This is a genomic window from Neorhizobium sp. R1-B, assembly GCF_004368875.1.
GTDB lineage: Bacteria > Pseudomonadota > Alphaproteobacteria > Rhizobiales > Rhizobiaceae > Neorhizobium > Neorhizobium huautlense.
This window is the reverse complement of the sequence record NZ_SOEM01000009.1, coordinates 185,588-206,734: the sequence shown is the minus strand read 5'-3', so window position 1 is coordinate 206,734 and position 21,147 is coordinate 185,588. Positions and strand designations below refer to the sequence as shown.

Here is a 21,147-nt window from a genome sequence, read left to right as displayed (position 1 = left end):
TACCGGCAAAGCTTCTGTCTGCCTCTTTTGCGTTGTAGGACTGAAGGGCCTTCATCGGTTGGGCACCAGCCCTGCGGCTACATTGGCAGCAGGACTGAGTGCTCCTCGGTCCGCAACTCTCTATGTTATGCTGTATTTCCCTGTTCCAGCCCCGTCGCGCGGCTTACAACTTGCTGGAAACGGCGTGAGAAGTTTGTCCGTAAAGCCGAGGAGTGCAGGCAGCGCGACGGCAGCCGAACTTCAAGCCTGACTGCGGATCGGCATGTAAGGTTCGGGTAGCACAGATTGATCAATCGAAGTCGGAGTATCTTGACCGGGGAAGTGAAACCCCTCGAAGGTGACGGTTGCAATATGTCGGTGGCAGAAACCGAAGACGATATCCCAGGAGAGCTCAAAATGGTAACGCGTCACTGACGCCCGTCTGCTTGAAGTCTTTCTCAATATTGCTATCTGCCGACGGGTAAAGTGGGAGGATAGAATTTGATCGATCAGTTGGCCGCGACAGGATTGACGTTTGATATCGTTCCGCATCTTGGAGCCCTGGTGGCGGCATACCTGCTTGCACTTCCAATCGGTTGGGACCGCGAAAAAGGCGAGCGCAGTGCGGGGCTGCGGACGTTTCCACTCGTCGCGATCGCAAGTTGCGGATTTATCCAGGCGACCGAGACCTTAACGGCGGGAAGCCCGGAAGCCACGGCCAGAATCGTGGAAGGACTTATCACGGGCATGGGGTTTATTGGCGGCGGCGCGATCCTGGTCGTCAAAGCGAGCGTACGTGGGACGGCTACGGCGGCAAGCCTGTGGGCAACGGGTGCTATCGGCACCTCCGTCGGCCTCGGAGCCTACGACGTGGCGATCGTGCTCGCGATCATGACCTTTCTTACTCTACGTCTCAACGCAAATCTCAAGTCGGATGGTCCTCAAAATAGACCGGATTGATTGGGACCATTTCGGCGTCGGCCATGATATTGCTTCATCGTCGACTGGCGCTGGAGGCGCGTTCGACTTCCGATCTCGATTTACAGCCGCATTCAGTCTCTGTCTTGGTGATCTCGATGACGGCTCTAACTCAAATCAGGAAAGGGAGGGCACCCTGAACGTGCAGAAAATCAACCTGTCCGATTCCCGACTTGAACGATCCCCGGGGCAGGATGCCGAGATCTTTGTCGGAAACCTCGTCGACGAGAGACAAGGCGGTCCGGTCGCCATCGGTTACGGCCGGTACGCGCCCAACCAGTCGCTAACCGGGACCATGGCTGTAGCCGACACTATGATCGTCTTGGAAGGCAGGCTCTCCGTTTCCACGGGCGACGGCACGGTGACGGCGGGAACCGGCGGCATCGTCTGCATGCCCAAGCGGCAATCTGTGACGATCGCCACGGAAGGCGAGGGCGCGTTGACGGCCTACGTGACCTATCCGCACTGGGCGGAGGCGCACGAGGGTTGACGGAAACGGCTCGCGAAACTTCCGATCTCTCAAATCAGACGAAATGGCTCTTGGAACGTAGAGCGGTCGGTCTGCCTTGACGCGAATGCAGTCAGGCGAAGCTCACATAGTGGCTCTGTTCTAGCAAGCGCGCCACACAATCCCGAAGCTTTAAGCTACTTTACAGCCCGAACCGTTTTCGCATTTCCCCCGCCTTCGCCCACTCGTCGTCGGGCATCTGGTCGATCAGTTCCACCATTACCATGGAAAACGCGGCTTTAAGCGCTTCTTCGGTCAGAGCCTTGGCGAGATCTGTCGGAAGCAGCGGACCCATGTCAGTGAAGAAGCCCGGATTGACGAGTTTCTGGAACATGCGCTGTTGCGCTTCGGCTCTGGAAATCGCTACCTCTCCTTTTTCAAGGTAGAGCAGAAAGCACTTGACGATCCTGGCCGAGTTAAGCCCCTCTAACAATCTGAGCGCGTAGTCGAGGTCGAACAGATCGCGGCCTTTGTTGCGTTGAAGCAAGGCTCGCAGGCGGCACAACCACATAGAAGCCGCGAGGGGGCCGGATAAGCTGGCCGCGCCGCTGCAACCGCTCGGCGGCGTCAAGGAATGCGCCCCCGCTGATGCCAATCTCCTGCTGGGCTTCATCCGCAGAGAAGACTCCCCGGCCCATAGCAAGCAGGCCAGAAGCGTAGGAAGACAGTGTTGATCGTCTGCTTTGCATCATATCTCCTGATCCGCTTTTAGCGCGGAAAACTCAATATGATACCCTCACTGAATCATTCTCGAAAATCCGCCCTTACTGCGGAAAAATTGATATTTCTCCTTGGTGGGACGAGATCAATTCCAGCCGCCAAGTCAGATAACTGCTGCATTTCTCGAATTCTTTCACTATTCAGATGCTTAGTCAGGTTCGAAGTCCCCCGCTTATAAAAGTTCGCGCGAATACAGGTTTCTTGAACGACAGGTCGAAAGTTCTGATCCTATCAAAGCGTTCGATTTTATCAGCCAGTCAGTGCCAATCCACCTATACGTCCGATGCCTCGCTCGATTTCTGCGACTAGGCTATCGAGAGCCGGATTTCTTGTTTTACGTGCCCGCCGGACCACGTATGCCAAGGATGGCGGGACAGGCAAACGGTCGGTTATTACCTGCATCTCGCCTCGGATATGGCGGTCGCTCAGCAATGCCACACCCATTGTCGCGTTAACGGCCGAAACAATTCCAGCGGCGCTTGCACACTCGAAGACGGTCTCGAAAATCGCATTCTCCTGGCCGATGTCGAGTGCCCATTGCCTGTAGAAGCATTCGTCATCGAACGACAAGAACGGGATCGGTTCCCCATGCCGGATCACCAGTTCGGGGTGCTTCACCCAGTGAAGGCTGTCTCTGTAAAGAACCAGGTCGTTCGGCCGTACCTGGTGGCTAAAGACTTGGACGATTGCTGCATCAAGTTCCCCACGCTCGAGCATGGCGCGGAGCACCAGGCTCATGCGGACCTTGGTTCGGACCGCCACGTTTGGATGAAGCCGCTTGAAGCGTCCAAGGATCCGAGCGAGATCGGTGCATGCGGTGTCTTCGGTAAGCCCGAGCAGAAGTCTTCCGGCGAGCGGCGTTTTCGACAGGCTCAACAGCGCCTCGTCGTGCAGCCCTAGGATGCGCCCGGCATAGTCCAAGAGGTCCTCGCCCGCAGCCGTGAACATTGGTCCTCCGGATTTGCGTCCGAGCAACTCGCAGTCGAGGCTCACTTCGAGCCGTTTGATCTTGTGGCTGACGGCCGATTGGGAGAGACCGAGTGCGGCGGCCGCCCTGGTGATTCCGCCATGTTGGCGGATTGCGGAAAGAGCCCGCAAGGCGTCGATTTCGAGGCGGCGACCGTTCAGTTCGTTCATGGTCATACCCATTAATTTGTCCTGAAACGAAACCTATCACGGAGTGGATCGAGCATGACAGTAATTTAAAGAGTGTCATGGGCTCATCGATATTTGTCATGGATGATTTCTGCGTTTTTCCAGTACCGCTAGACCGTATTCCCCGCGATAGAGCCACCATGACCCACACCTCGCTTGCCTCCGCCTCAACCAGTCGCCATCCGCTATTATGGCCGTTGCTCGCTGCCCTCCTGATTATCGGATGGAGTTCGGGCTTCGTCGGTATTCGGTATGCTAACCAGCAAGCGAGCGTCATGCTCCTCCTATTCTGGCGGACTTTGCTGTCAGGTCTGATCCTTCTGCCATTCGCCTTGGCCATCGGGCCAAGACTTTCGATGGGCGCAGTCGGATATCAGTCGCTGTTCGGCATCATGACGGTCTTCCTTTATCTGGGAGGTTTCGCGCTTGCCATCGAGCAGAGGGTGCCAACCGGGCTCGTCGCGCTAATCTCCGACCTTGTTCCGCTAGCTATTGCCGCGTTGTCGCAACCCTTCCTAGGTGAACGATTGACGAAACGGCAATGGCTGGGCACCGCGATTGCCGTTGTCGGCGTGTTGATCGTGTCCTTCGACAGCCTCAGCTTCGGCACAGCTCCGGTCTGGGCCTACGGCTTGACTGTCGGTTCAATGCTGGTGTTCGCCGTCGCCTCGGTCCTGCACAAGAGGCGCAAGACGCGGCACATGCCTGTTCACCAGAGCCTTTGCATCCAGACGCTGATGGGTTCGGTTCTCTTCGGCCTCTGCGCATTCACGCAGGGCAGTCTTGCTCCACCGTTGACCTCTGACTTTGCAATCGCGATGGTCTGGCTGGTCCTGTTTGCCACATTCCTCGCCTATGCGGTCTACTATAGCAGTCTGCGGCTGTTCCCCGCTGCCAAGGTGAGCGCAGCCATCTACCTCAGTCCACCCGTAACAATGCTGTGGGCATGGATGTTGTTTTCGGAGCCTTTGACCGTTGCCATGTTTGCCGGATTGGCGGTAACCTTGGTGGGTGTCTGGGTGACCTCACGGGGATGAGCAATCAGCCTCGATATGTGACGTGTCATCCAGTCAAGCGGCGATCTGGACTTTCCCGATGCTCTCCCGAGCATCCTTGGCCGGAGATGACGCATAGGCGGCATTGCTGATCGCAGCACCCTCGGAGACCATCATCCGTCGAGCCTCTAAGGCGGAGCTGCTTCTGGAATTGCAAAGGCGCGAGAGAGGTCACCGCACGGAATTGCTGCGTCCTGCCGGGCGGTGTGGTCAATCCCGACAAGCTGCGGCTCGATCCGAAGGCCCTCGCCTTGGTCAGGGGCTACGTCGCCGCAGGCAAGCCTGTCGCATCCATCTGCCATGGCCCTCGGCTGCTGGTGGAAGCCGACGTCCTGCCCGGCCGTCGAGCCACGGCCTGGTACTCGATCCGCACCGACCTCAAGAATGTCGGCGCGACCATTGTCGATGAAGAGGTTGTGTTGGACGGCAACATCATTACCAGCCGCATGCCGTCCGATCTCCCGGCGTTCAACCGGGCGATTGTCGCTGCCCTCAGGACTGAGCGCAAGGGCACGACATCCCGGCGGGTGTTACAAAAGGAGATCACCATGAGCAGCAAATTCCAGCTCCTGATCAACTGCAAGAGCCGCGAAGGTTCAGAAGGTGTCGCAGTTGACGTCATCAGTCCAGCGACGGGCGAGAGCATCGGCAAGGTGGCTTATGGGGCGCCGGCCCATATTGCAGAGGCAATAGAGACTGCCCGCAGCGGGCTCCAATCCTGGCAGGCCGTGCCGGCTTGGGAGCGCGGACGTATCCTGAAAGATGCCGCCGGGATCATCCGGCGCGATGCCGACCGCATCGCTGAGATGCTGACGCTGGAACAAGGCAAGCTCCTTGCTCAGGCACGTGACGAGGTTTATCGTGCCGCGGGCTTTATCGAATGGTGCGGAGGACAGGCCCGCCGGATAGCCGGCCGGACCGTGCCGGGCCGACAGGCGGGCCAGCACATCGAGGTTTAACCACATCCGATCGGGGTTGTCGCAGCGCTCACGCCCTGGAATTTTCCGATGGCGCTTGCTGCGAAGAAGTTTTCCCGCGCGCGCGCCGCCGGATGCGCCATCATCTGCAAACCCTCTCCGGAAACGCCGGGCTGCGTGCTGGCCTTGGGCGAGGCTCTGCTGGAGGCGGGGGTCCACCCGGCAGCCCTCGCCGTTGTTTTGGGGACGCCAATCAGGTATCAACGCAGGTGATCGAGTCGCCCGTGATCTCCAGGATCACCTTCACAGGCAACATCCCGATCGGCAAACGCCTTGCCGCAGCGGCAGGCCTTGCTATGAAGCCCGTGACGATGGAGCTCGGTGGTAATGCGCCTGTTGTTGTCTGCAGCGATGTAGATCCAGAGGCAACGGCGGAACTGCTGGTCCGCGCCAAGTTCACCAATGCCGGCCAGATCTGCCTCTGCCCGTCTCGCTTTTTTGTTGAGGAGAGCATTGCCGAAAGATTTGCCACCCGCTTCGCGGAGGTCGCGGCAAATTCGAAGGTGGGCGACGGCATGGACCCCGCCACCAAGGTCGGTCCCCTCGCCAACGAGCGCCGTGTAGAAGCCATCGCCCGCCTGGTTGACGACGCGCGAGACCGGGGTGCGCGGGTTCTTGCTGGCGGCAATCGTATCGGACATCACGGTTACTTCTATCCACCGACGGTTTTGACGAATGTTTCTGACGAGGCAGCCCTTCTTCATGAGGAGCCCTTCGGCCCGGTTGCCTAGATCCTGCCGTTCAGGGACGACGAGGCAATGCTTCACGCCGCAAACGGCCTTGAATTTGGCCTGTCTGCCTACGTGTTCACCCAGGTCGGCAAGTGTCAGCGCCGTCTGGTGGATGCACTTCAATACGGCGCGGTGTCGGTCAACAGCAGTCTCACACACTTGTGCCAGTCGCAGTGATCACGGCGTCGCGGCCTTTCATGCCTGACGTAGCGCCGTTCGTCACGGGCATCGCCGACAACGATCGTGGCTCCGGTCAGGTCAGCGGCTTTTCCGGCGAGTGGACGAGTGCGGTAACATCGTAACGGCGGGCAATGGCTGGCGGACGATGTGGCGGCCGGTCGGACCGGTGGCACCGATGATCAGGATTTTTGGGAGGTTGGTTGGCTTTGTTTCCGTTGGAGAGGTGAGCATGGGGTGGGCGTGTTTTCGCCTTTAGGATTTCCGGATACGGTTGCGGTCGAATAGATCATGACGAGTGTCCTTGTTTTGACGTGTGGGACGGCCTGCCTCAGGCGGAGGCCGCAGTTTCCAGAGCGAAGGCGCGATAGGAGCGAAGCGTGCGGCCAAGCAGCGTCGTCAGGCGCTCGACATCGCCGTCGTCAGACAGCATGCCATCGGTCAGGAACCGTTCGCTCATCATGCGCATGTCGTAGGCCATCCACGCGGGCATGAACTGCTTGAGGTTCTGCTCGAAGGCCGCCGTATCACCACCGCCATAGTTGATGGGGCGTCCCAGGACGTCCGACCAAATGGCGGCGATATCGGATCCGGTGAGTGTTTCGGGGCCGACCAGATTGATGCGGGTGATGGGAAGCGGCTGTGCCGCCTGTTCACGACGGAGCAGCTCCAGAGCCGCGATCTCCGCGATATCACGCACATCGATCATGGCGAGGCCCTTCTCCCCGACTGGCATCGGGTAGACGCCGTTGCTGGTGATGACATCCTTGATCGTCACATCGTTCTGGATGAAGTAGGCCGGGCGAAGGATCGTGGCGGCCATGCCCATTTGTTCGATCATACGCTCGACGACAAACTTGCCGGCGAAGTGCGGGACGTTCACGTAGACGTCAGCATGGATCACCGACAGGTAGACGATCCGCTCAATGCCAGCCGACCGTGCCACATTAAGGGCGATCAGAGCCTGGGTGAATTCGTCCGGTACGACGGCGTTGAGCATGAAGAGCGTAGAGACGCCGTCGAATGCGCTGCGTAGCGAGTCCACATCGAGGAGGTCGCTCTTCGCAACGGCAACGCCGGCCGGAAAGGTTGCCTTGGACGGATCGCGAACGAGGGCACGAACGTCGGCACCGTGGTTGACGAGGTGCTGGATGACTTGCGCGCCGATATTGCCCGTGGCGCCGGTAATGAGGATGGTCATGGAAGTGTCTCCGGATGTGTGTGCTTGACACCCCGAATATGATTGGTTCAGAAATGACCCGATAGACGACTAATTTAGACGAACCGTCCCACAGGTGGAACGCCATGGACCTGCTTGCTCTTGCGGACTTCAATCTCGTCGCCCGCCACGGCGGCTTTGGCAACGCGGCCCGCGCCACCGGACGTCCGAAAGCCACGCTGTCGAGGCGCGTCACGGAATTGGAGGCCGCACTCCAGCTTCGGCTGTTCGAACGCGGCGCACGCATACTCAAGCTTACGGAAGAAGGGCTGGCGCTCTACGAGCGAACCGCCGTCCTGCTGACGGAACTGGACGAGACTGCGGCGGCGATCGCATCGGGCGCGGAAAAGCCCCGTGGTCGATTGCGGATCAGCGCGCCGCTTCTGTTGTCGCAGACAGCCATGGGCAGGATTGCAGCAGGCTTCGCGCTGAAATACCCTGATGTCCGGCTTGAAATCACCACAGAAGATCGCGCCGTCGACATGATCGAGGAGGGGTATGACCTTGTCATCCGCGTCAACCCGGCGCCGGACGAGAGCCTCGTCGGTCGGGCCTTCCTGCATGACCGCCTGGTTGTCGTGGCACGTCCTGATCTCGCCCGTCCCGCTAGCAGTCAGTCAGTTCCCGGCGTGGTCCGGGGAGGGGCAGGTCCAGAGACCTGGAATGTCATGACTTCCAAAGGGTCTGCGAAGATCAGGATCGATCCCGTTCTCGTCCTGTCCTCCCTCATCATGGTCCGCGATGCGGTGAGGACAGGCGTCGGGGCAGCACGCCTTCCGATCTCGCTGGTGGCCCAAGATCTCGCTGATGGGACATTGCAGCACTGGGGCGACATCGAAGGATCCGAAATCGCGCTCTGGGCGCTCTACCCATCGCGGCGTCTCTTGAGTGCGCGGGTTTCTGCCTTCCTCGATTTCCTGAAGCAAGCTTTTCCCAAGGGAACGCCCGAAGAATTGGCCGCCTATATCGGCGGTGAAGGTTGGACGCTTTAAGCCGCAATAGCAACTGCGCGCGAATAAGCACCGGGCGGCATTCCCACGTGCCGATTGAAGGCGACGCTGAAGGCACTTGTCGATCCGTAGCCAACGCGTTCGGCGATTTCGGCCAACGCCATATCTTCCCGAAGAAACTCTTTTGCCAGCGCCATGCGCCATCCGGTCGCGTACTCCATTGGCGCGACCCCAACCTCTCTGCGGAAGCGATCGAAGAAGGTCGAACGGGACATCGCAGCCTCTTGGGCAAGCGTCTCCACCGTCATGCTGCGACCCGGATCTGCATGGATCCGGCGCAAGGTCGGCGCCAGCAGTGGATCCGCCATGCCACGCAGGAGGCCCGGCGGCGCCTTGGCACTTGCGGCCGATCGCAGTGCGTCGATGAACAGAACCTCCAGCAAACGGTGAAGAACCATCTCACGCGCGGCACGGTCAGCCCTCGTCTCCTCGTTTATCATCTGGACCAGAGCCGTCAGTCGCTCTTCACCGTGAACATGGATGACTTCCGGCAGCAGCGATACGAGAAGAGCCTTGTCATCCGAGCCGAATGCACAATGCCCGACCAGTGCCTTGATCTCCGCCGGCGCTTCCGGGTCGCCCAGCCGAAAGACACCGGGGCTGGTTTCCAGGCGCTGGAGAAGTGCGCCGCGTGGTGGCGGCTCCATGCTGCTCATCGTGAACGAGAAGATCTGCGGGACCAGGACGAAGTCGCCAGCGGTTAGCACCATTGGGTCACGACCGGCAATCGTCATCAGGCAACGGCCTTCGACGACCGCGCAGTAGAAAGGACTCCCCAGTTCCGTCCGCTCAACCAGCCAATCACCTCCGCCTGTGACCAGCTTTGAGATCGACGGGCTTGGTTTGAGTAGTGAAACAACTTCTGCGACGGGATCGGACATGGTTTCGGACTTCTGCGAAAGAAAATCGGACATTCGCATATAGTAAGTCTGAGGTGACAGGTCCATCTTCAGGCAAGTTAAAGTCAGGAGACGGAACATGCCAAAGATCCTCATCACAGGTTGCTCGTCCGGTTTTGGCCTCGCCATCGCGCAGAAATTCGTGAACGCAGGGTGGGACGTGGCCGCGACCATGCGCACTCCGCGAAACGACCTGCTTCCGCCGGACGACCAGCTCGAAATCCTACCGCTCGATGTCACGGAGCCGGATAGTATCGCGAAGGCGGTGGAAGCCGCCGGCACGATCGATGCTCTGGTCAACAATGCCGGCGTCGGCATGCTCAATGTGCTGGAAGGCACGGAGATGTCGAAGATCCGCTAGCTGTTTGAGACCAATGTCTTTGGTGCGATGGCGATGACCAAAGCCGTTCTCCCGCAGATGCGGGCCCGCCGCTCAGGCGTCATCGTCAACGTCAGTTCCGCCGTCACTTTAAGGCCGTTGCCCGCGCTCTCGGTCTACAGCGCCAGCAAGGCGGCGCTTAATGCTTTCACGGAAAGCCTCGCGCTCGAAGCGGCTCTGTTCGACGTTCGAGCCAAACTCGTTCTGCCCGGCTCGGCGCCGACGACCGGCTTCGGCAAGAACGCTGTCTCGCGCATGGGCATGGAAATTCCCGAGCCATATGCCGCCTTCGTCCAGGACTACATGACGAGGCTGCGTTCAGGCACCGAGGTTACGACGGCGGATGCGGTTGCAGAGGCGGTCTGGTGGTCAGTGACAGAGATTGACGCGCCGATGAAGATCCCGGCCGGCGCCGACGCGGAAACCTCGTTCCTGGAGGCGGGCCATTTACTCCCCTGAACATCACAACCCGAAATCCACCTTTGAAGGTCCAGACTATGAACAATCTGATCAACCTCGCGAAGCATATTCCTACGCCTGAAGCCACTCTCACCGTGGCCTACACTCCGATCCGCGTTTCGATGCCGGGCCGCCAGCCGCTGGAACTGCGTCTGACCGCGCCCGCTACGGGAAGTAACCTACCGATCCTGCTGCTGTCGCATGGCTACGGCCCATCCAACTATATCCCGTCAAAGGACGGATACGCTCCTCTTGTCCAGTTCTGGGCGGAGAGAGGGTTCGTCGTGATCCAGCCGACGCATGCAAGTTCGCGGGTGAGTGGCCTGCCGTCGGATGCACCTGGCGCACCGTTCTTCTGGCGCGAGCGTGTCGAGGAGATGAAGGCGATCCTCGACCACTTAGCCGAGATCGAGCAGCAGGCTCCAGCGATTGCGGGTCAGATGGATCATTCCCGCATCGGCGCAGTCGGTCATTCCTTTGGCGGCCACACCGTCGGGCTCCTGCTCGGCGCGCAGGTGGATCGCGAGGATTTCTCCGACCCTCGCATCTCGGCGGGCGTTCTCCTTACAACGCCAGGACGCGGCGGCAAGGACATGACGCCTGAGAGTGCTGCGCGGTTCCCGTTCTTCGACGTAGACTTCTCGACGCTCTCGACATGCAGCCTGGTCGTTTGCGGTGACATGGACAATCCGCATTTTACAACTCGCGGGCCTGAATGGCATGCGGATGCGTTCCACGATGCGCCGGGCGCCGAGGCGATGGTGATGATGCACGGCGTCGGACATGGCCTTGGCGGGATCGCGGCGCTCGATGCGAAGGAGACAGAGACTGAAGCACCAGACGTACTGGAAGCGACACGGCGTCTGACGCTCGCCTGGCTGCAGACGGCACTCGGGGCGGACGAGGGGGCTTGGCCGCGAGCTCGTCTTTCGCTTGAGCGTGAAGCGGCATCACTTGCGACGGTCACAGAGAAGCAGCTCTAGCCGCCGAGGCAAATCGGTAGGTTTGAAGCCGCGGCACCTTATAAATCACTGGGCGCCACGTGCGGGCGCTCAATGCAATCTGTGGCAGCCGTCGATAGGGTGCTGTCACGTTGTTGGTGACTTAACGGTTGACGGATAACCGGACGTGATGAGCGCGCCAACCATCAGCTACAAGAACCACCGTTTCCCACCGCAGATCATCGCCCATGCGGTCTGGCTGTATTTCCGGTTTCCGTTAAGCCTGAGGCTGGCGGAAGAAATGCCGCTGAAGCGCGGGATAGTCGTGTTCTACGAACCGATCCGGCGCTGGGGCCGCAAATTCAGTGCGGCCTACGCAAAGCGACTACGCAGAAAGAGGCCGTCGGGTAAGGATACCTGGCATCTGGAGGAGGTGGTCGTGACGATCGCCGGTCGAAAGCACTGGCTTTGGCGAGCCGTCGACCAAGATCGATATGTTCTCGACGAAATCGTGCAGGTTCGTCGCGGCACCAAGGCTGCCAAACGATTGTTGGTCAGACTGCTGAAGAAGCAAGGCTTGGCGCCAAAGAGGATGATCACCGAGTAACTGCGCTCATACGGGCGGCAAAGCCAGATGTGATGCCGGCCGTTGAACATGGATCACACAAAGGCCTCAACAACTGTGACGCGTGCCATCTCGTGCAGGGACATCAGTGGTGAGATCGTTGATGTTCTGTCCTATCTGTCCTGGATGCTGACGGCGGCGAAACACGATACTTCTACGAAGATCGTTTTGGTACATCATGGCTACTTGCGAGACAGGGCAATGGTTCGTCCATCGATACCCTGAATTAAGACAGTTCTGGCCCATCAGTCTGAATTCAGCATTGTCCCGCCTTGCCGCCGACCTATGTGAGGCGACCACTGAGATATATTCAAGGGATAAGGACCACCCCTTTGCTGGAGCGATCATCCAGAAATGGCGGTCCTCCTCATTTTCTGGGGGCGGCTCCAAAATGTTCCGCCGGCGAAACTAGTGGACAGGCCGGGGGAACAGCCAATTTCGACATGAACATGCATCTTGCTATGGAAAGAAGGCTCCGGCGGAAATTTGGCACTCTGAATAGCGCCTAGATTTGTAGACGCCTTCTTTCCTAATTTTGAGGCAGGAAGAGCATCAAGCAGCGCCGAATTTACCCGCGGCTGGTGGCCAACCTACGAGGGTTAGCGGTGCCAAGCGTCGAATACAAAGGTCATTCGCGCCCCATCGGGAACACCAGATCCCTCGGCGGCGAGCGCGAAGCAACTTGGATCAGGTGGGGTATGCCACTTCCCAGAAGGCCCTCCTCAAGGCGGCGACGGAGCGAGCCGACAAGCTTCGGGGCAAAAGGGCAAGCAGTTCGATAGCAACACCGACAGTCATTCGCCGCTATAGATCGTTCGATCTATGTCACGGACATTTCACGCGAAATACCCTCTGTGTTTGCTAAAAAGACGTCGCCAAACAGACTGTTGGCGGGTCGGACGGGAAAAACGGCCTGACCCGCCCTTTATGTTTCTGTACTGCGTCGGCAGTGGGGTTCGCGTCCTGGCGGACCGGCGCGGACCCCATCCTTCGAGACTCGGGGTGATGGAAGCCAAAGTCGATAGCAGCAGGAACTCGCAACCACGGAGCCCATGACATCGAACGCTTCCACCGGACCTGCGCTAGTCATTGCCGATGTAGCCGCCGGTCTGTCGCCGCCATAGGCGAGTGTAAAGCCCATTCCGCGTCACAAGCTCCTCTGGGTTGCCCATTTCGACGATGCGGCCTTCACCTAAAACGACAATTCGATCCATGCTCGCGATGGTGGAGAGGCGATGCGCGATCGCGATGACTGTCTTGCCGGCCATCACCTTCGCGAGATTTTCCTGGATTGCAGCTTCGGACTCGCTGTCGAGGGCTGAAGTTGCCTCATCGAGCACGAGGATCGGCGCTTTCTTCAGCAGCACGCGGGCGATGGCAATACGTTGGCGCTGACCGCCTGAGAGCTTGACCCCGCGATCTCCAACGAAGGCATCGTAGCCCGAGCGGCCCTCCTTGTCCTTAAGATCAGCAATGAACCCATGCGCATGAGCGGCAATAGCAGCCTGCACAACCTCGTCATGGGACGCATCCGGGCGACCATAACGGATATTGTCACACACCGAGCGGTGAAGAAGGGAAACATCCTGCGAGATGACGCCGATGTTTTCCCGCAGACTGCTTTGCGTGACGCCCCGGATATCCTGATCGTCAATAGCGATCGAACCTCCGTCGAGATCGTAGAATCGGAGCAGGAGGTTGACGAGCGTCGTCTTTCCCGCGCCAGATAGCCCCACTAGTCCAACCTTTTCACCGCCATGGACTGTCAAGTTCAAGCCGTCGATCACCGGCTTCTCGCGATGATAGGAGAAGCCAACCGAGTCAAATCGGATCTCGCCCGTTCCTACCTGCAGGGGCTTTGCATTCAACGCATCCACGACGGTTGGCGGTGTTGTCATCACAGGCATAGCGTCGCGCAATGTGCCGACGGCTTGAAAGATTTGTTGTCCCATGTCGATGAAGACCCGAGCGTTACCCGAAAGCCGCTGGGTGATGTAGATCGCGGCAACGAACTCTCCAGTCGAAACCGATGAATTCAGCATCCCGTGAAACCCGATCCCGAGCATGGCGATCCAGAAGAGCGCATTGACGCTGTTTATTGTGACGCTGGTCACCATATAGACCCGCCTTTCATGCTGCTGACGAGTGATAGCGTTCGAGAAGATCCCTCGCAAAGCGCCAGCCTCGTTATCCTCTGCTGCAAACTGCTTTACCATCTGCATATTCGAATAGAGGTCCGTCATAGCGCCGACCACCAGGCTTCTCTGCTTCGCTGAGAGCTTCGATCGCTCCGAGAAATGCGGTACCGCTACGATCGCAATGGCGATGCTGATGATGATCCATATCAGCGCCGGCAACGTCAACTGCCAGCCGACGGAAGCTAGCAGCAGAAGCGATCCCAGGAAATGAACTGCAAAGTTGGGAATGCTATAGAAGGCCACAACGACCTGTTGCTGCACAGCGGTCGAGACTTGGGACAGTCGCGAAGCCACCTGGCCGGCAAACGTGTCGTGAAAGAACGCGATATCCTGCCGCTCGACCGCCTTATGCCCTTGCCACTGGATGGCAGAAGGTAAGCAGACCGCCACGGTTTGCGAGGAAAGGGCGCTCGTGACGAAGGAGAAGAAAGGCGAAATTGGGAAGAGCAGTACGGCCATAAGGACCAGCAGCGACCAATCTTCTGCCAGAAAGGTCGCCGCCCCCTTATTCGTGACCCCATCCACGATATCGGACAGGCTCCAAATCAGGAAGAGATTGATGCTCTCTACTGCCATCGAGAAGACGGCGATGGGGATGAGCGCGTACCGAAACATCCGCGCGAAATGCCAGAGCAGCACAAACGGCCCTTGAGTTGGGAGGGGCTGGTAAGGGATGTCGAGAGGACGGATCAGCGTCTCGAATGGCTGGAAAATGCGATCTGAAAAAGACATTGTGCTCTCATTGGAATTCAAACTCTGAAAATAGCCCTATTGAACCATGCATCGGTGCACGTGGGCACCCCATGGCAGTACCAAAAACCAGAATGAGCAGCTTATCCGTGGCCTCAGGAGAAGCGATCATACCCGTCGGAACGAGGGAACGTCCTCGAAACCTACTGCTGTGCTCTACACGACCGCTGATGGCGCTGAGAGACCTCAGGCCCTCGAGCGAACGCGGATCAAAACTAGGAAGACCAAAGTTAAAAACTGCGAGGAACCGAGTGCGACGCCTCGCGTTGCTCGACTTGACGACCACGGAGGCATCATGCAGCGCGTACTTATTGTTGAAGACGAATTTATGGTGGCCCTCGAGCTGGAGTCCGTCCTGGAGGATTTGGGATATCAGGTGATTGGTATTGCGGCTGATTCCACTACTGCGTCGCGGCTCGCCGAGCTGTCGCCAGACGTAGCATTGGTGGACGTGAATCTACGGGACGGTCCGACCGGGACCTTAGTTGGACAACGGCTTGGCAAATTAGGCATCAAAGTGGTATTCACGACGGCAAACCCAGCCCTGCTGGGGACGGGTGTGCCAGACACCATCGGGGTGCTTTCGAAACCATATGATGCGAACCAGGTGGAGGACGCGCTGGAATTTGTCCGTGGTGAGTTGTCTGCCCCGCCAGCTCCGCTCGTTGTATTTGAACAGCACGCTTAATGCCGCAAGAGATTGGCGAGCGGGCATTCTAAGACGACCTGAAGGCCTTCCGGCAACCACCGGCGTTCCAAAGTCCCGCCCAGTTGACCTTGAACGCTCACCAGGGACAGCTTGGTCCCAAAGCCCGTCCTTTCAGGCTCTCCCGTAATGCGTGGACCATTGGTTTCCGTCCAGGTGATGCGGCAGCGTTCCCCGTGCGCCTCCAACACTATGGCCACGCGGCCTTCTATCGTCGACAAGGCACCGTACTTGGCCGCGTTGGTGGCCAGCTCATGGAAGACCAGCGCAAGGGGCGTCGCCGAACGATCATCGATTGCAATTTCGTCTCCGGAAATCTGGAGTCGGCCTTGGTCCTCCGTGCGATAGGGGCGTAGAATTTCCTGGAGGAGATTCTGTAGTGTGGGCAACGTCGCCGAAGAACGAGATTCCTCGCTATGTGGCCGGGCGAAATCGTGGGCACGACCAAGGGCCGCGAGACGCTGTTGGATGTCCGAGGCGAACGCCTTGCTCTCTGGGAACCAACGTGCCGACTGGCCAATAATGCCATTGATGATAGCGAAGATGTTCTTGATGCGGTGGCTGAGTTCCTGGCTCAGGAGCGCGAGGCTATCGGTCGTCTCCTTTGCCACATGGATATCGGTGCAAGTTCCGTACCAGCGGTCAATTGCGCCGTCGGCATCTCGCATCGGCAACGCCCGCCCCAGAACCCAGCGGTACTCGCCCGAGTGATGTCGAAGGCGGTAGTCGATCTCGTAAAGCTCGCCTGTGGCCAGCGAATGACGCCATCGCTCCCAGGCCCGTTCCTGGTCATCGGGATGGAATAGGCCGTTCCACCCCTCGCCATCGGTGCTGCCGACCGACATGCCAGTGAACTCGTACCAGCGGGCGTTATAATAGTCATGATACCCATCCGGTCGGGTCGACCAGACCATTTGCGGCATGGCGTCGGCCAACATACGGAAACGCAGCTCGTGATGGCGAGCCTGCTCCATCAATCGATCAATCTCTAGATCGGCCGCGCGTACGGCGGAAATGTCCCGCGAGATGGAAAGCAGATGGCTCGGTCGCCCGTCTCGGTTCCTTATCGGAAGGACCTCGACATCCCAATATTTCAGCGTTCCTTTGAATGTCGCCGTGTAACCCTGAAAATGATATGACCTGCCCTCGCGTCCGGCCGCAATGGCCTCGAGAGCGGCTTGCTGTTCGGGACCCGACCAGAAGTCTGGCCAGGGGCAATGCTGAATTTGCCGAAAATCCTCGATCTCCATAACCCGTGTGCCACCCTCGCTCATGAAGAGCAGGCGGCCGTCTAGGTCGAGAATCTTCACGCAGTCACTGCTTGCAGCTAGCAAGGATCGCAAGATGTCGGCTGTGTTCAGTCCTTCAGGAAGGTCGGGAATAATCGTGGCGCTGGACACGTGGTCACGTTCGCCGACATTCGACTTCATATAAATACCACGTCCCGGAGAGTTACCCAAAACTCCATACGCCAACTTCCAGCGTTTTGCATCTCTTTAACGCCCATGGCACGATATTGTTCATATCGGCCAGAATTCTCTGAACTCAGGAGCCGGAGGGCTGTCAGCTTCTTCAGAGCTGAAGTCGGGATCCGGTTCAAAAATAGATGAGCACGAGGAGGGCGGAGTACGCCGTCTGATGGCTGAATGACCGTAGTTGACGCATCAGAGGCATGGCTGAAGTGGGCGTTGAACGGCCAGCCCGCACATCTGGCGGTCGGCCCCCTTACGGCAATTGCACAAAGGGTTAATCTCTCTCTCTCTCTCTCTCTCTCTCTCTCTCTCTCATGAGGACACCGTTCCCATGTGACGTTTTCGAAATGGCGAGAAACGACCTTATTGCAACGGCGGTTGGCTGCGTTCGCAGACGAACCAAAGGTGCTGCGCGTTTTCCTCGGGGGTCGATGGCTGCTGATCGCGCCAACGCCTATTCCGATATCGATCTGCGCATTGTCACTGAATCTGGTTCTGACGCGCTGCTTGAAAGTACAACCAGCCAGGAACTCCATGCAGCCCAGGATTTCATGAGACACGCCGCGTGGTGTTCTTTCAGAAGTGGATGTAGGCCCCGTGTTGCCTGGCTCGACTGAGCTTCAGTCAGCTTTCCGGCCGTCCCGGCGATCCAGCCAACGCATCGCTGGTGTCACCGTGAGCCCGTGCATCAGGATCGACAAGAAGACGACAAGCGACAGGATGACCCACAATCGATCGCCGTCCTCGAACCGCCCGTGATTCAGGCCATAGGCGAGATAGTAGAATGAGCCAACACCCCGAATGCCGAAGAAGGCGATGGTGATTTTTTCGGTGAGCGTCGCACGGACTCCAATAAGTGCAAGCAAGCCGGTTACAGGTCGAACGACCAGCAATATGAGCAGGACGGCGACAATCTCTATCCAGCCGATACTGGACAGCAAGCCATTGACGATGGCGCCGCCGAAAGCAAGCAGCAGGAGCATCATCGCGATGCGCTCGATCTGCTCGGTGATGTCGTGCATGTCGCGCTGGAAGTCGTGGTCGCGATGGGAGCTGCGCAATGTCAACGCAGTAACGAAGACCGCGAAGAAGCCGTAGCAGTGCAGCAGCTCGGACACGCCATACGACACGAAGGTAGCTGCGATGGCTACCAATCCGTCGCCTGTCTTTGCCAACGTATCGCCGGGCATCTTGAAGGTTGCCCAACCAAATACACGGCCGACAAGCCAGCCGCAGCCAATGCCAGCAATCACCTCCCACAGGACATGCAAGGTCAGCCAACGAGCGAACCAGGGCTCTCCTGTTGTGGCCGCAAGACTTAAAACGATGGCAAGATGCACGAAAGGAAATGCGAACCCGTCGTTCAGGCCTGCCTCTGACGTCAGCGTGAAGCGAACAGTGTCTTCGCCCCCTTCAAAGGGCCCGGCAACTTGGATGTCGGCCGCAAGAACAGGATCGGTGGGCGCGAGGCTTGCTGCTAAAAGCAGTGCAGCCACCGCACCTAAACCAAGGATGGTCGTGCCAATGAACGCTATCGCGATGATGCTCATCGGCATCGTGATCAACAACGGCCGCCAAGTGGTTTTCCACCCTTTGAATGAGAACCGGCGGTCAATCTTCAGGCCTGCGCCCATCAATGCGACAAGAACCACGAACTCCGTCAACCGTTCGGTGGCGTAAGGGTGTGCACCTGGTGATGGGTCCAACTTCAGATATGGCGACGTGTAGATCAGGCCGCCAATGGCCAAGCAAACGATGGGAAGCGAGAGCGGAAGTCGGCGTAGAGCCAGCGGTAGCCATGCTACCAATGCTATGAGAAGCCCCGCGCCTGTAAGCGCCACTGCATAGGGGTCTGGTTCCCAGCCGTGGGTCACCAAGGATCAAACCTATTTCTTCGCTGCATAGAGCGTTCACCTTCGTCTGCCGATCTCCGGTAGAGAATGGTTGGCTTCGCTCTATGTTCCAAGATTTTGTCTCGTAGGTTGCCGAAGCCAGATCGAAACTCGGGCCAGTCTTGGCCTTCCCTACCGCTGGTTCTGTTCCTTTTGGTTGGGCGCCAAGGCGAGACGATCAACGGGCGAGACTGCTCTACGGGTACGTCCCCCTTTAGCAAGTCTGCCGCGACAGACGATTTGCAATCGCGCTCAAAATATCATCCATTTGCGCGAACATTAAAACAGGTGCATAGGGTTGAGCGGAGCGTCGTCAACGGAGTGGATAAAACAGGTGGACGAAAGGTTCGATATCGGTGCCCGGCTTCACGCGATGCGTATCGCCGCGGGTCTGTCACAGCGGCAGCTTGCGGAAAGGGCAGGGGTCCCACATGCACAAATTTCGAACGTCGAGACGAACAAGATCAGCCCGTCTGTCTCTACGCTGCGAAAGATCTTGAGCGGCCTTGGTATGGGCATGGGAGAATTTTTCGAACCGGAACGAAGCCCTCCCAAAGGTCCGTTCTTTTCCGCGGATGAGCTTGTCGACCTTACCTCTCGAGTACCAGCCCAGGGCCTTGCAAGCGGGCCAGAAGCCTCACTTGTCTTGCGTCAGGTGGGCGATGCCCGGGCTCACAACCTACAAATCCTACATGAAGTCTACGAACCCAACGCTGATACGGGCGAAACATTCCTGCAGCATGCTTCTTCAGAAGGGGGTTATATCGTCCAGGGCGAGCTGGAAATAACAGTTGGCGAGGAAGTCAGGATCCTGAAGGCCGGCGAGGCATATCTGTTTGACAGTCGCCAGCCGCACCGCTTCCGCAATCTGTCGGCTGAAAGAACCGTCGTCATCTCCGCGTGCTCCCCTCCGTACCTCTAGCGCCAACTATGCTATTGCTCAAAATAATGAGCGGGTCTATAGAGTGCTCCGTCGGTAAAAGGGGATATTGCAATGGCTACTTCCAATGATCTGCATGCACGCCAGAAGGCTGCCGTCGCTGGCGGCGTGGGAACCCGCACCATCTTTGCCGACAAGGCACTGAACGCCGAGCTTTGGGATGTCGAGGGAAACCGCTTCATTGACTTTTCGGCGGGTATTGCTGTCAACAATACCGGTCATCGCAACCCAACCGTCATGAAGGCAGTGGCCGAACAGGCGAACCGCTTCACTCACACCTGTTTTCACGTTGCACCCTATGAAAGCTATATCCAGCTAGCGGAGCGACTGAACCAGATAGCACCGACTGGCGCCGAGAACCGGACAATGCTGGTCACTACTGGCGCCGAAGCGGTGGAGAACGCGGTAAAAATTGCCCGCGCCTATACAGGTCGTGCGGGCATCATAGCCTTCTCGGGCGCCTTCCACGGTCGCACCATGCTGGGTATGGCGCTGACCGGCAAGGTTATGCCATACAAGAAGAACTTCGGTCCCTTTCCGGCCGACGTCTATCACGCGCCGTTCCCCAATCCCTTCCTCGATTACTCGACTGAAAAGGCGGTTGCGGAACTGGAGCGGCTTTTTGCGTCCGGCGTGGATCCGGCACGTATAGCAGCCTTCATCGTGGAGCCGGTCCAGGGCGAGGGCGGCTTCAACGTCGCGCCACGCGACTTCCTCGTCAGGCTCCGAGAGATTGCCGATCGCCATGGCATCGTCCTCATCGCGGACGAAGTTCAGGCAGGTATGGCGCGTACCGGCAAGATGTTCGGTTTCGAACATGCGGGCGTGAAGCCGGATTTGGTTACCATGGCAAAGGGGCTTGCAGGCGGCTTCCCGCTTTCGGCTGTGACCGGCAAGGCCGAAATCATGAACGCAGCCCATCCGGGCGGCCTCGGCGGCACCTATGCCGGCAATCCTCTCGCAATAGCGGCGGCCAATGCCGTTCTGGATGTCATCGAAGATGAAAAACTCTGTGAGCGCGCGGCGGAGGTGGGGCGCCGGATTTCCGGCCGCCTTATCTCGATCGCATCACGCCAAGGGATGGAGCGGATTGGCGAGGTACGCGGGCTTGGTGCGATGGTCGCATTCGAGTTAGTTGAGGACCGCCAATCAAAGGCTGCCGCACCTCATATCACAAACCGTATCGTCGCCGAGGCCGAAACGCGTGGCCTCATCCTCCTTTCTTGCGGAACACGCCTGAACGTAATCCGGTTGTTGCCACCGCTGACGATCGAATGGCATGTGCTCGAGGAAGGACTTGCCATACTTGAGGCCTCCATCGAGGCGGCATTTTCGGATGCTGCAACAGCAACGGCGGCCTAGGTCGCCAATATCAAC

The 21,147-nt window shown here is 58.5% G+C and carries 17 protein-coding genes and 3 pseudogenes; 12 read left to right on the top strand and 8 right to left on the bottom strand.

From position 1 onward, the window contains the following. The first annotated feature begins 480 nt into the window (after window positions 1-480). Together EDE05_RS15090 and EDE05_RS15085 are read left to right on the top strand one after the other, a co-directional pair. Window positions 481-939, top strand: a complete 459-nt coding sequence (locus tag EDE05_RS15090) for an MgtC/SapB family protein (protein ID WP_105375117.1) — start codon at window positions 481-483, stop codon at window positions 937-939. Window positions 940-1,093: 154 nt separating this feature from the next. Further along, a complete protein-coding gene (locus EDE05_RS15085; protein WP_112800210.1) occupies window positions 1,094-1,447 on the top strand; it encodes an ethanolamine utilization protein in 354 nt (117 codons plus the stop codon). Window positions 1,448-1,607: 160 nt separating this feature from the next. Here EDE05_RS15085 and EDE05_RS15080 read toward each other — a convergent pair whose 3' ends face one another. From EDE05_RS15080 to EDE05_RS15070, 3 genes are all read right to left on the bottom strand, one after another. Further along, on the bottom strand, window positions 1,608-1,976 hold the full coding sequence (locus tag EDE05_RS15080; RefSeq protein WP_245519919.1) for a nucleotidyl transferase AbiEii/AbiGii toxin family protein: 369 nt from the start codon (window positions 1,974-1,976) through the stop codon (window positions 1,608-1,610). After that, entirely contained in the window at window positions 1,882-2,103 is a 222-nt protein-coding gene (locus EDE05_RS27220; RefSeq protein ID WP_245505262.1) for a type IV toxin-antitoxin system AbiEi family antitoxin domain-containing protein, read from the bottom strand. Before EDE05_RS27220 ends, EDE05_RS15080 begins: the two co-directional genes overlap by 95 nt. 331 nt (window positions 2,104-2,434) lie before the next feature. Further along, on the bottom strand, window positions 2,435-3,322 hold the full coding sequence (locus EDE05_RS15070; protein WP_112800208.1) for a LysR family transcriptional regulator: 888 nt from the start codon (window positions 3,320-3,322) through the stop codon (window positions 2,435-2,437). Window positions 3,323-3,480: 158 nt separating this feature from the next. Here EDE05_RS15070 and EDE05_RS15065 point away from each other — a divergent pair, with 158 nt between their 5' ends. From EDE05_RS15065 to EDE05_RS15055, 3 genes and pseudogenes are all read left to right on the top strand, one after another. Further along, complete coding sequence (locus EDE05_RS15065; RefSeq protein ID WP_112800206.1) at window positions 3,481-4,377, top strand: DMT family transporter; 897 nt, start codon at window positions 3,481-3,483, stop codon at window positions 4,375-4,377. Between the two features lie 224 nt (window positions 4,378-4,601). After that, window positions 4,602-5,354 carry an aldehyde dehydrogenase family protein gene (locus EDE05_RS27215; RefSeq protein WP_112800177.1) on the top strand — a complete coding sequence of 251 codons (753 nt, stop codon included), beginning with the start codon at window positions 4,602-4,604 and terminating at the stop codon, window positions 5,352-5,354. Beyond that, window positions 5,276-6,280 (top strand): annotated as a pseudogene (locus tag EDE05_RS15055) (aldehyde dehydrogenase family protein). Before EDE05_RS27215 ends, EDE05_RS15055 begins: the two are co-directional and overlap by 79 nt. 331 nt (window positions 6,281-6,611) lie before the next feature. Here EDE05_RS15055 and EDE05_RS15045 read toward each other — a convergent pair. Further along, entirely contained in the window at window positions 6,612-7,481 is an 870-nt protein-coding gene (locus EDE05_RS15045; RefSeq protein WP_112800171.1) for an NmrA/HSCARG family protein, read from the bottom strand. A gap of 104 nt (window positions 7,482-7,585) precedes the next feature. On the opposite strand from EDE05_RS15045, the gene EDE05_RS15040 reads away from it, so the two are divergent. Beyond that, window positions 7,586-8,491 (top strand): LysR family transcriptional regulator, encoded by a 906-nt coding sequence (locus EDE05_RS15040; RefSeq protein WP_112800169.1) that lies wholly within the window; start codon window positions 7,586-7,588, stop codon window positions 8,489-8,491. Here the strand turns inward: EDE05_RS15040 and EDE05_RS15035 are convergent. Then, window positions 8,488-9,390 carry an AraC family transcriptional regulator gene (locus EDE05_RS15035; protein ID WP_112800204.1) on the bottom strand — a complete coding sequence of 301 codons (903 nt, stop codon included), beginning with the start codon at window positions 9,388-9,390 and terminating at the stop codon, window positions 8,488-8,490. The two genes, EDE05_RS15040 and EDE05_RS15035, sit on opposite strands and share 4 nt — an antisense overlap. Window positions 9,391-9,487: 97 nt before the next feature. On the opposite strand from EDE05_RS15035, the pseudogene EDE05_RS15030 reads away from it, so the two are divergent. From EDE05_RS15030 to EDE05_RS15020, 3 genes and pseudogenes are all read left to right on the top strand, one after another. Continuing rightward, window positions 9,488-10,246: pseudogene (locus EDE05_RS15030) on the top strand (SDR family oxidoreductase). A 38-nt stretch (window positions 10,247-10,284) separates the two neighbouring features. Then, window positions 10,285-11,229: a dienelactone hydrolase gene (locus EDE05_RS15025; protein WP_134101891.1), complete on the top strand. Its 945-nt coding sequence runs from the start codon at window positions 10,285-10,287 to the stop codon at window positions 11,227-11,229. Window positions 11,230-11,364: 135 nt separating this feature from the next. Further along, window positions 11,365-11,868 (top strand): annotated as a pseudogene (locus tag EDE05_RS15020) (IS6 family transposase); the annotation flags it as partial. 1,026 nt (window positions 11,869-12,894) lie between these two features. Here the strand turns inward: EDE05_RS15020 and EDE05_RS15015 are convergent. Further along, entirely contained in the window at window positions 12,895-14,742 is a 1,848-nt protein-coding gene (locus tag EDE05_RS15015) for an ABC transporter ATP-binding protein (protein WP_134101890.1), read from the bottom strand. A 46-nt stretch (window positions 14,743-14,788) separates the two neighbouring features. On the opposite strand from EDE05_RS15015, the gene EDE05_RS27415 reads away from it, so the two are divergent. Further along, window positions 14,789-15,448, top strand: a complete 660-nt coding sequence (locus EDE05_RS27415; RefSeq protein ID WP_112800160.1) for a response regulator — start codon at window positions 14,789-14,791, stop codon at window positions 15,446-15,448. Here EDE05_RS27415 and EDE05_RS15005 read toward each other — a convergent pair. Further along, on the bottom strand, window positions 15,445-16,896 hold the full coding sequence (locus EDE05_RS15005) for a PAS domain-containing protein (protein WP_112800158.1): 1,452 nt from the start codon (window positions 16,894-16,896) through the stop codon (window positions 15,445-15,447). The two genes, EDE05_RS27415 and EDE05_RS15005, sit on opposite strands and share 4 nt — an antisense overlap. Window positions 16,897-17,558: 662 nt before the next feature. Beyond that, the gene (locus tag EDE05_RS15000; protein WP_245519922.1) at window positions 17,559-18,812 is read right to left on the bottom strand and encodes a cation:proton antiporter; all 1,254 of its coding nucleotides are present in this window, start codon (window positions 18,810-18,812) and stop codon (window positions 17,559-17,561) included. Between the two features lie 316 nt (window positions 18,813-19,128). Here EDE05_RS15000 and EDE05_RS14995 point away from each other — a divergent pair, with 316 nt between their 5' ends. Further along, window positions 19,129-19,752, top strand: a complete 624-nt coding sequence (locus EDE05_RS14995) for a cupin domain-containing protein (RefSeq protein ID WP_281033740.1) — start codon at window positions 19,129-19,131, stop codon at window positions 19,750-19,752. 72 nt (window positions 19,753-19,824) lie between these two features. Further along, the gene (gene gabT / locus EDE05_RS14990) at window positions 19,825-21,132 is read left to right on the top strand and encodes a 4-aminobutyrate--2-oxoglutarate transaminase (protein ID WP_134101884.1); all 1,308 of its coding nucleotides are present in this window, start codon (window positions 19,825-19,827) and stop codon (window positions 21,130-21,132) included. The last annotated feature ends 15 nt before the right edge of the window (window positions 21,133-21,147 follow it).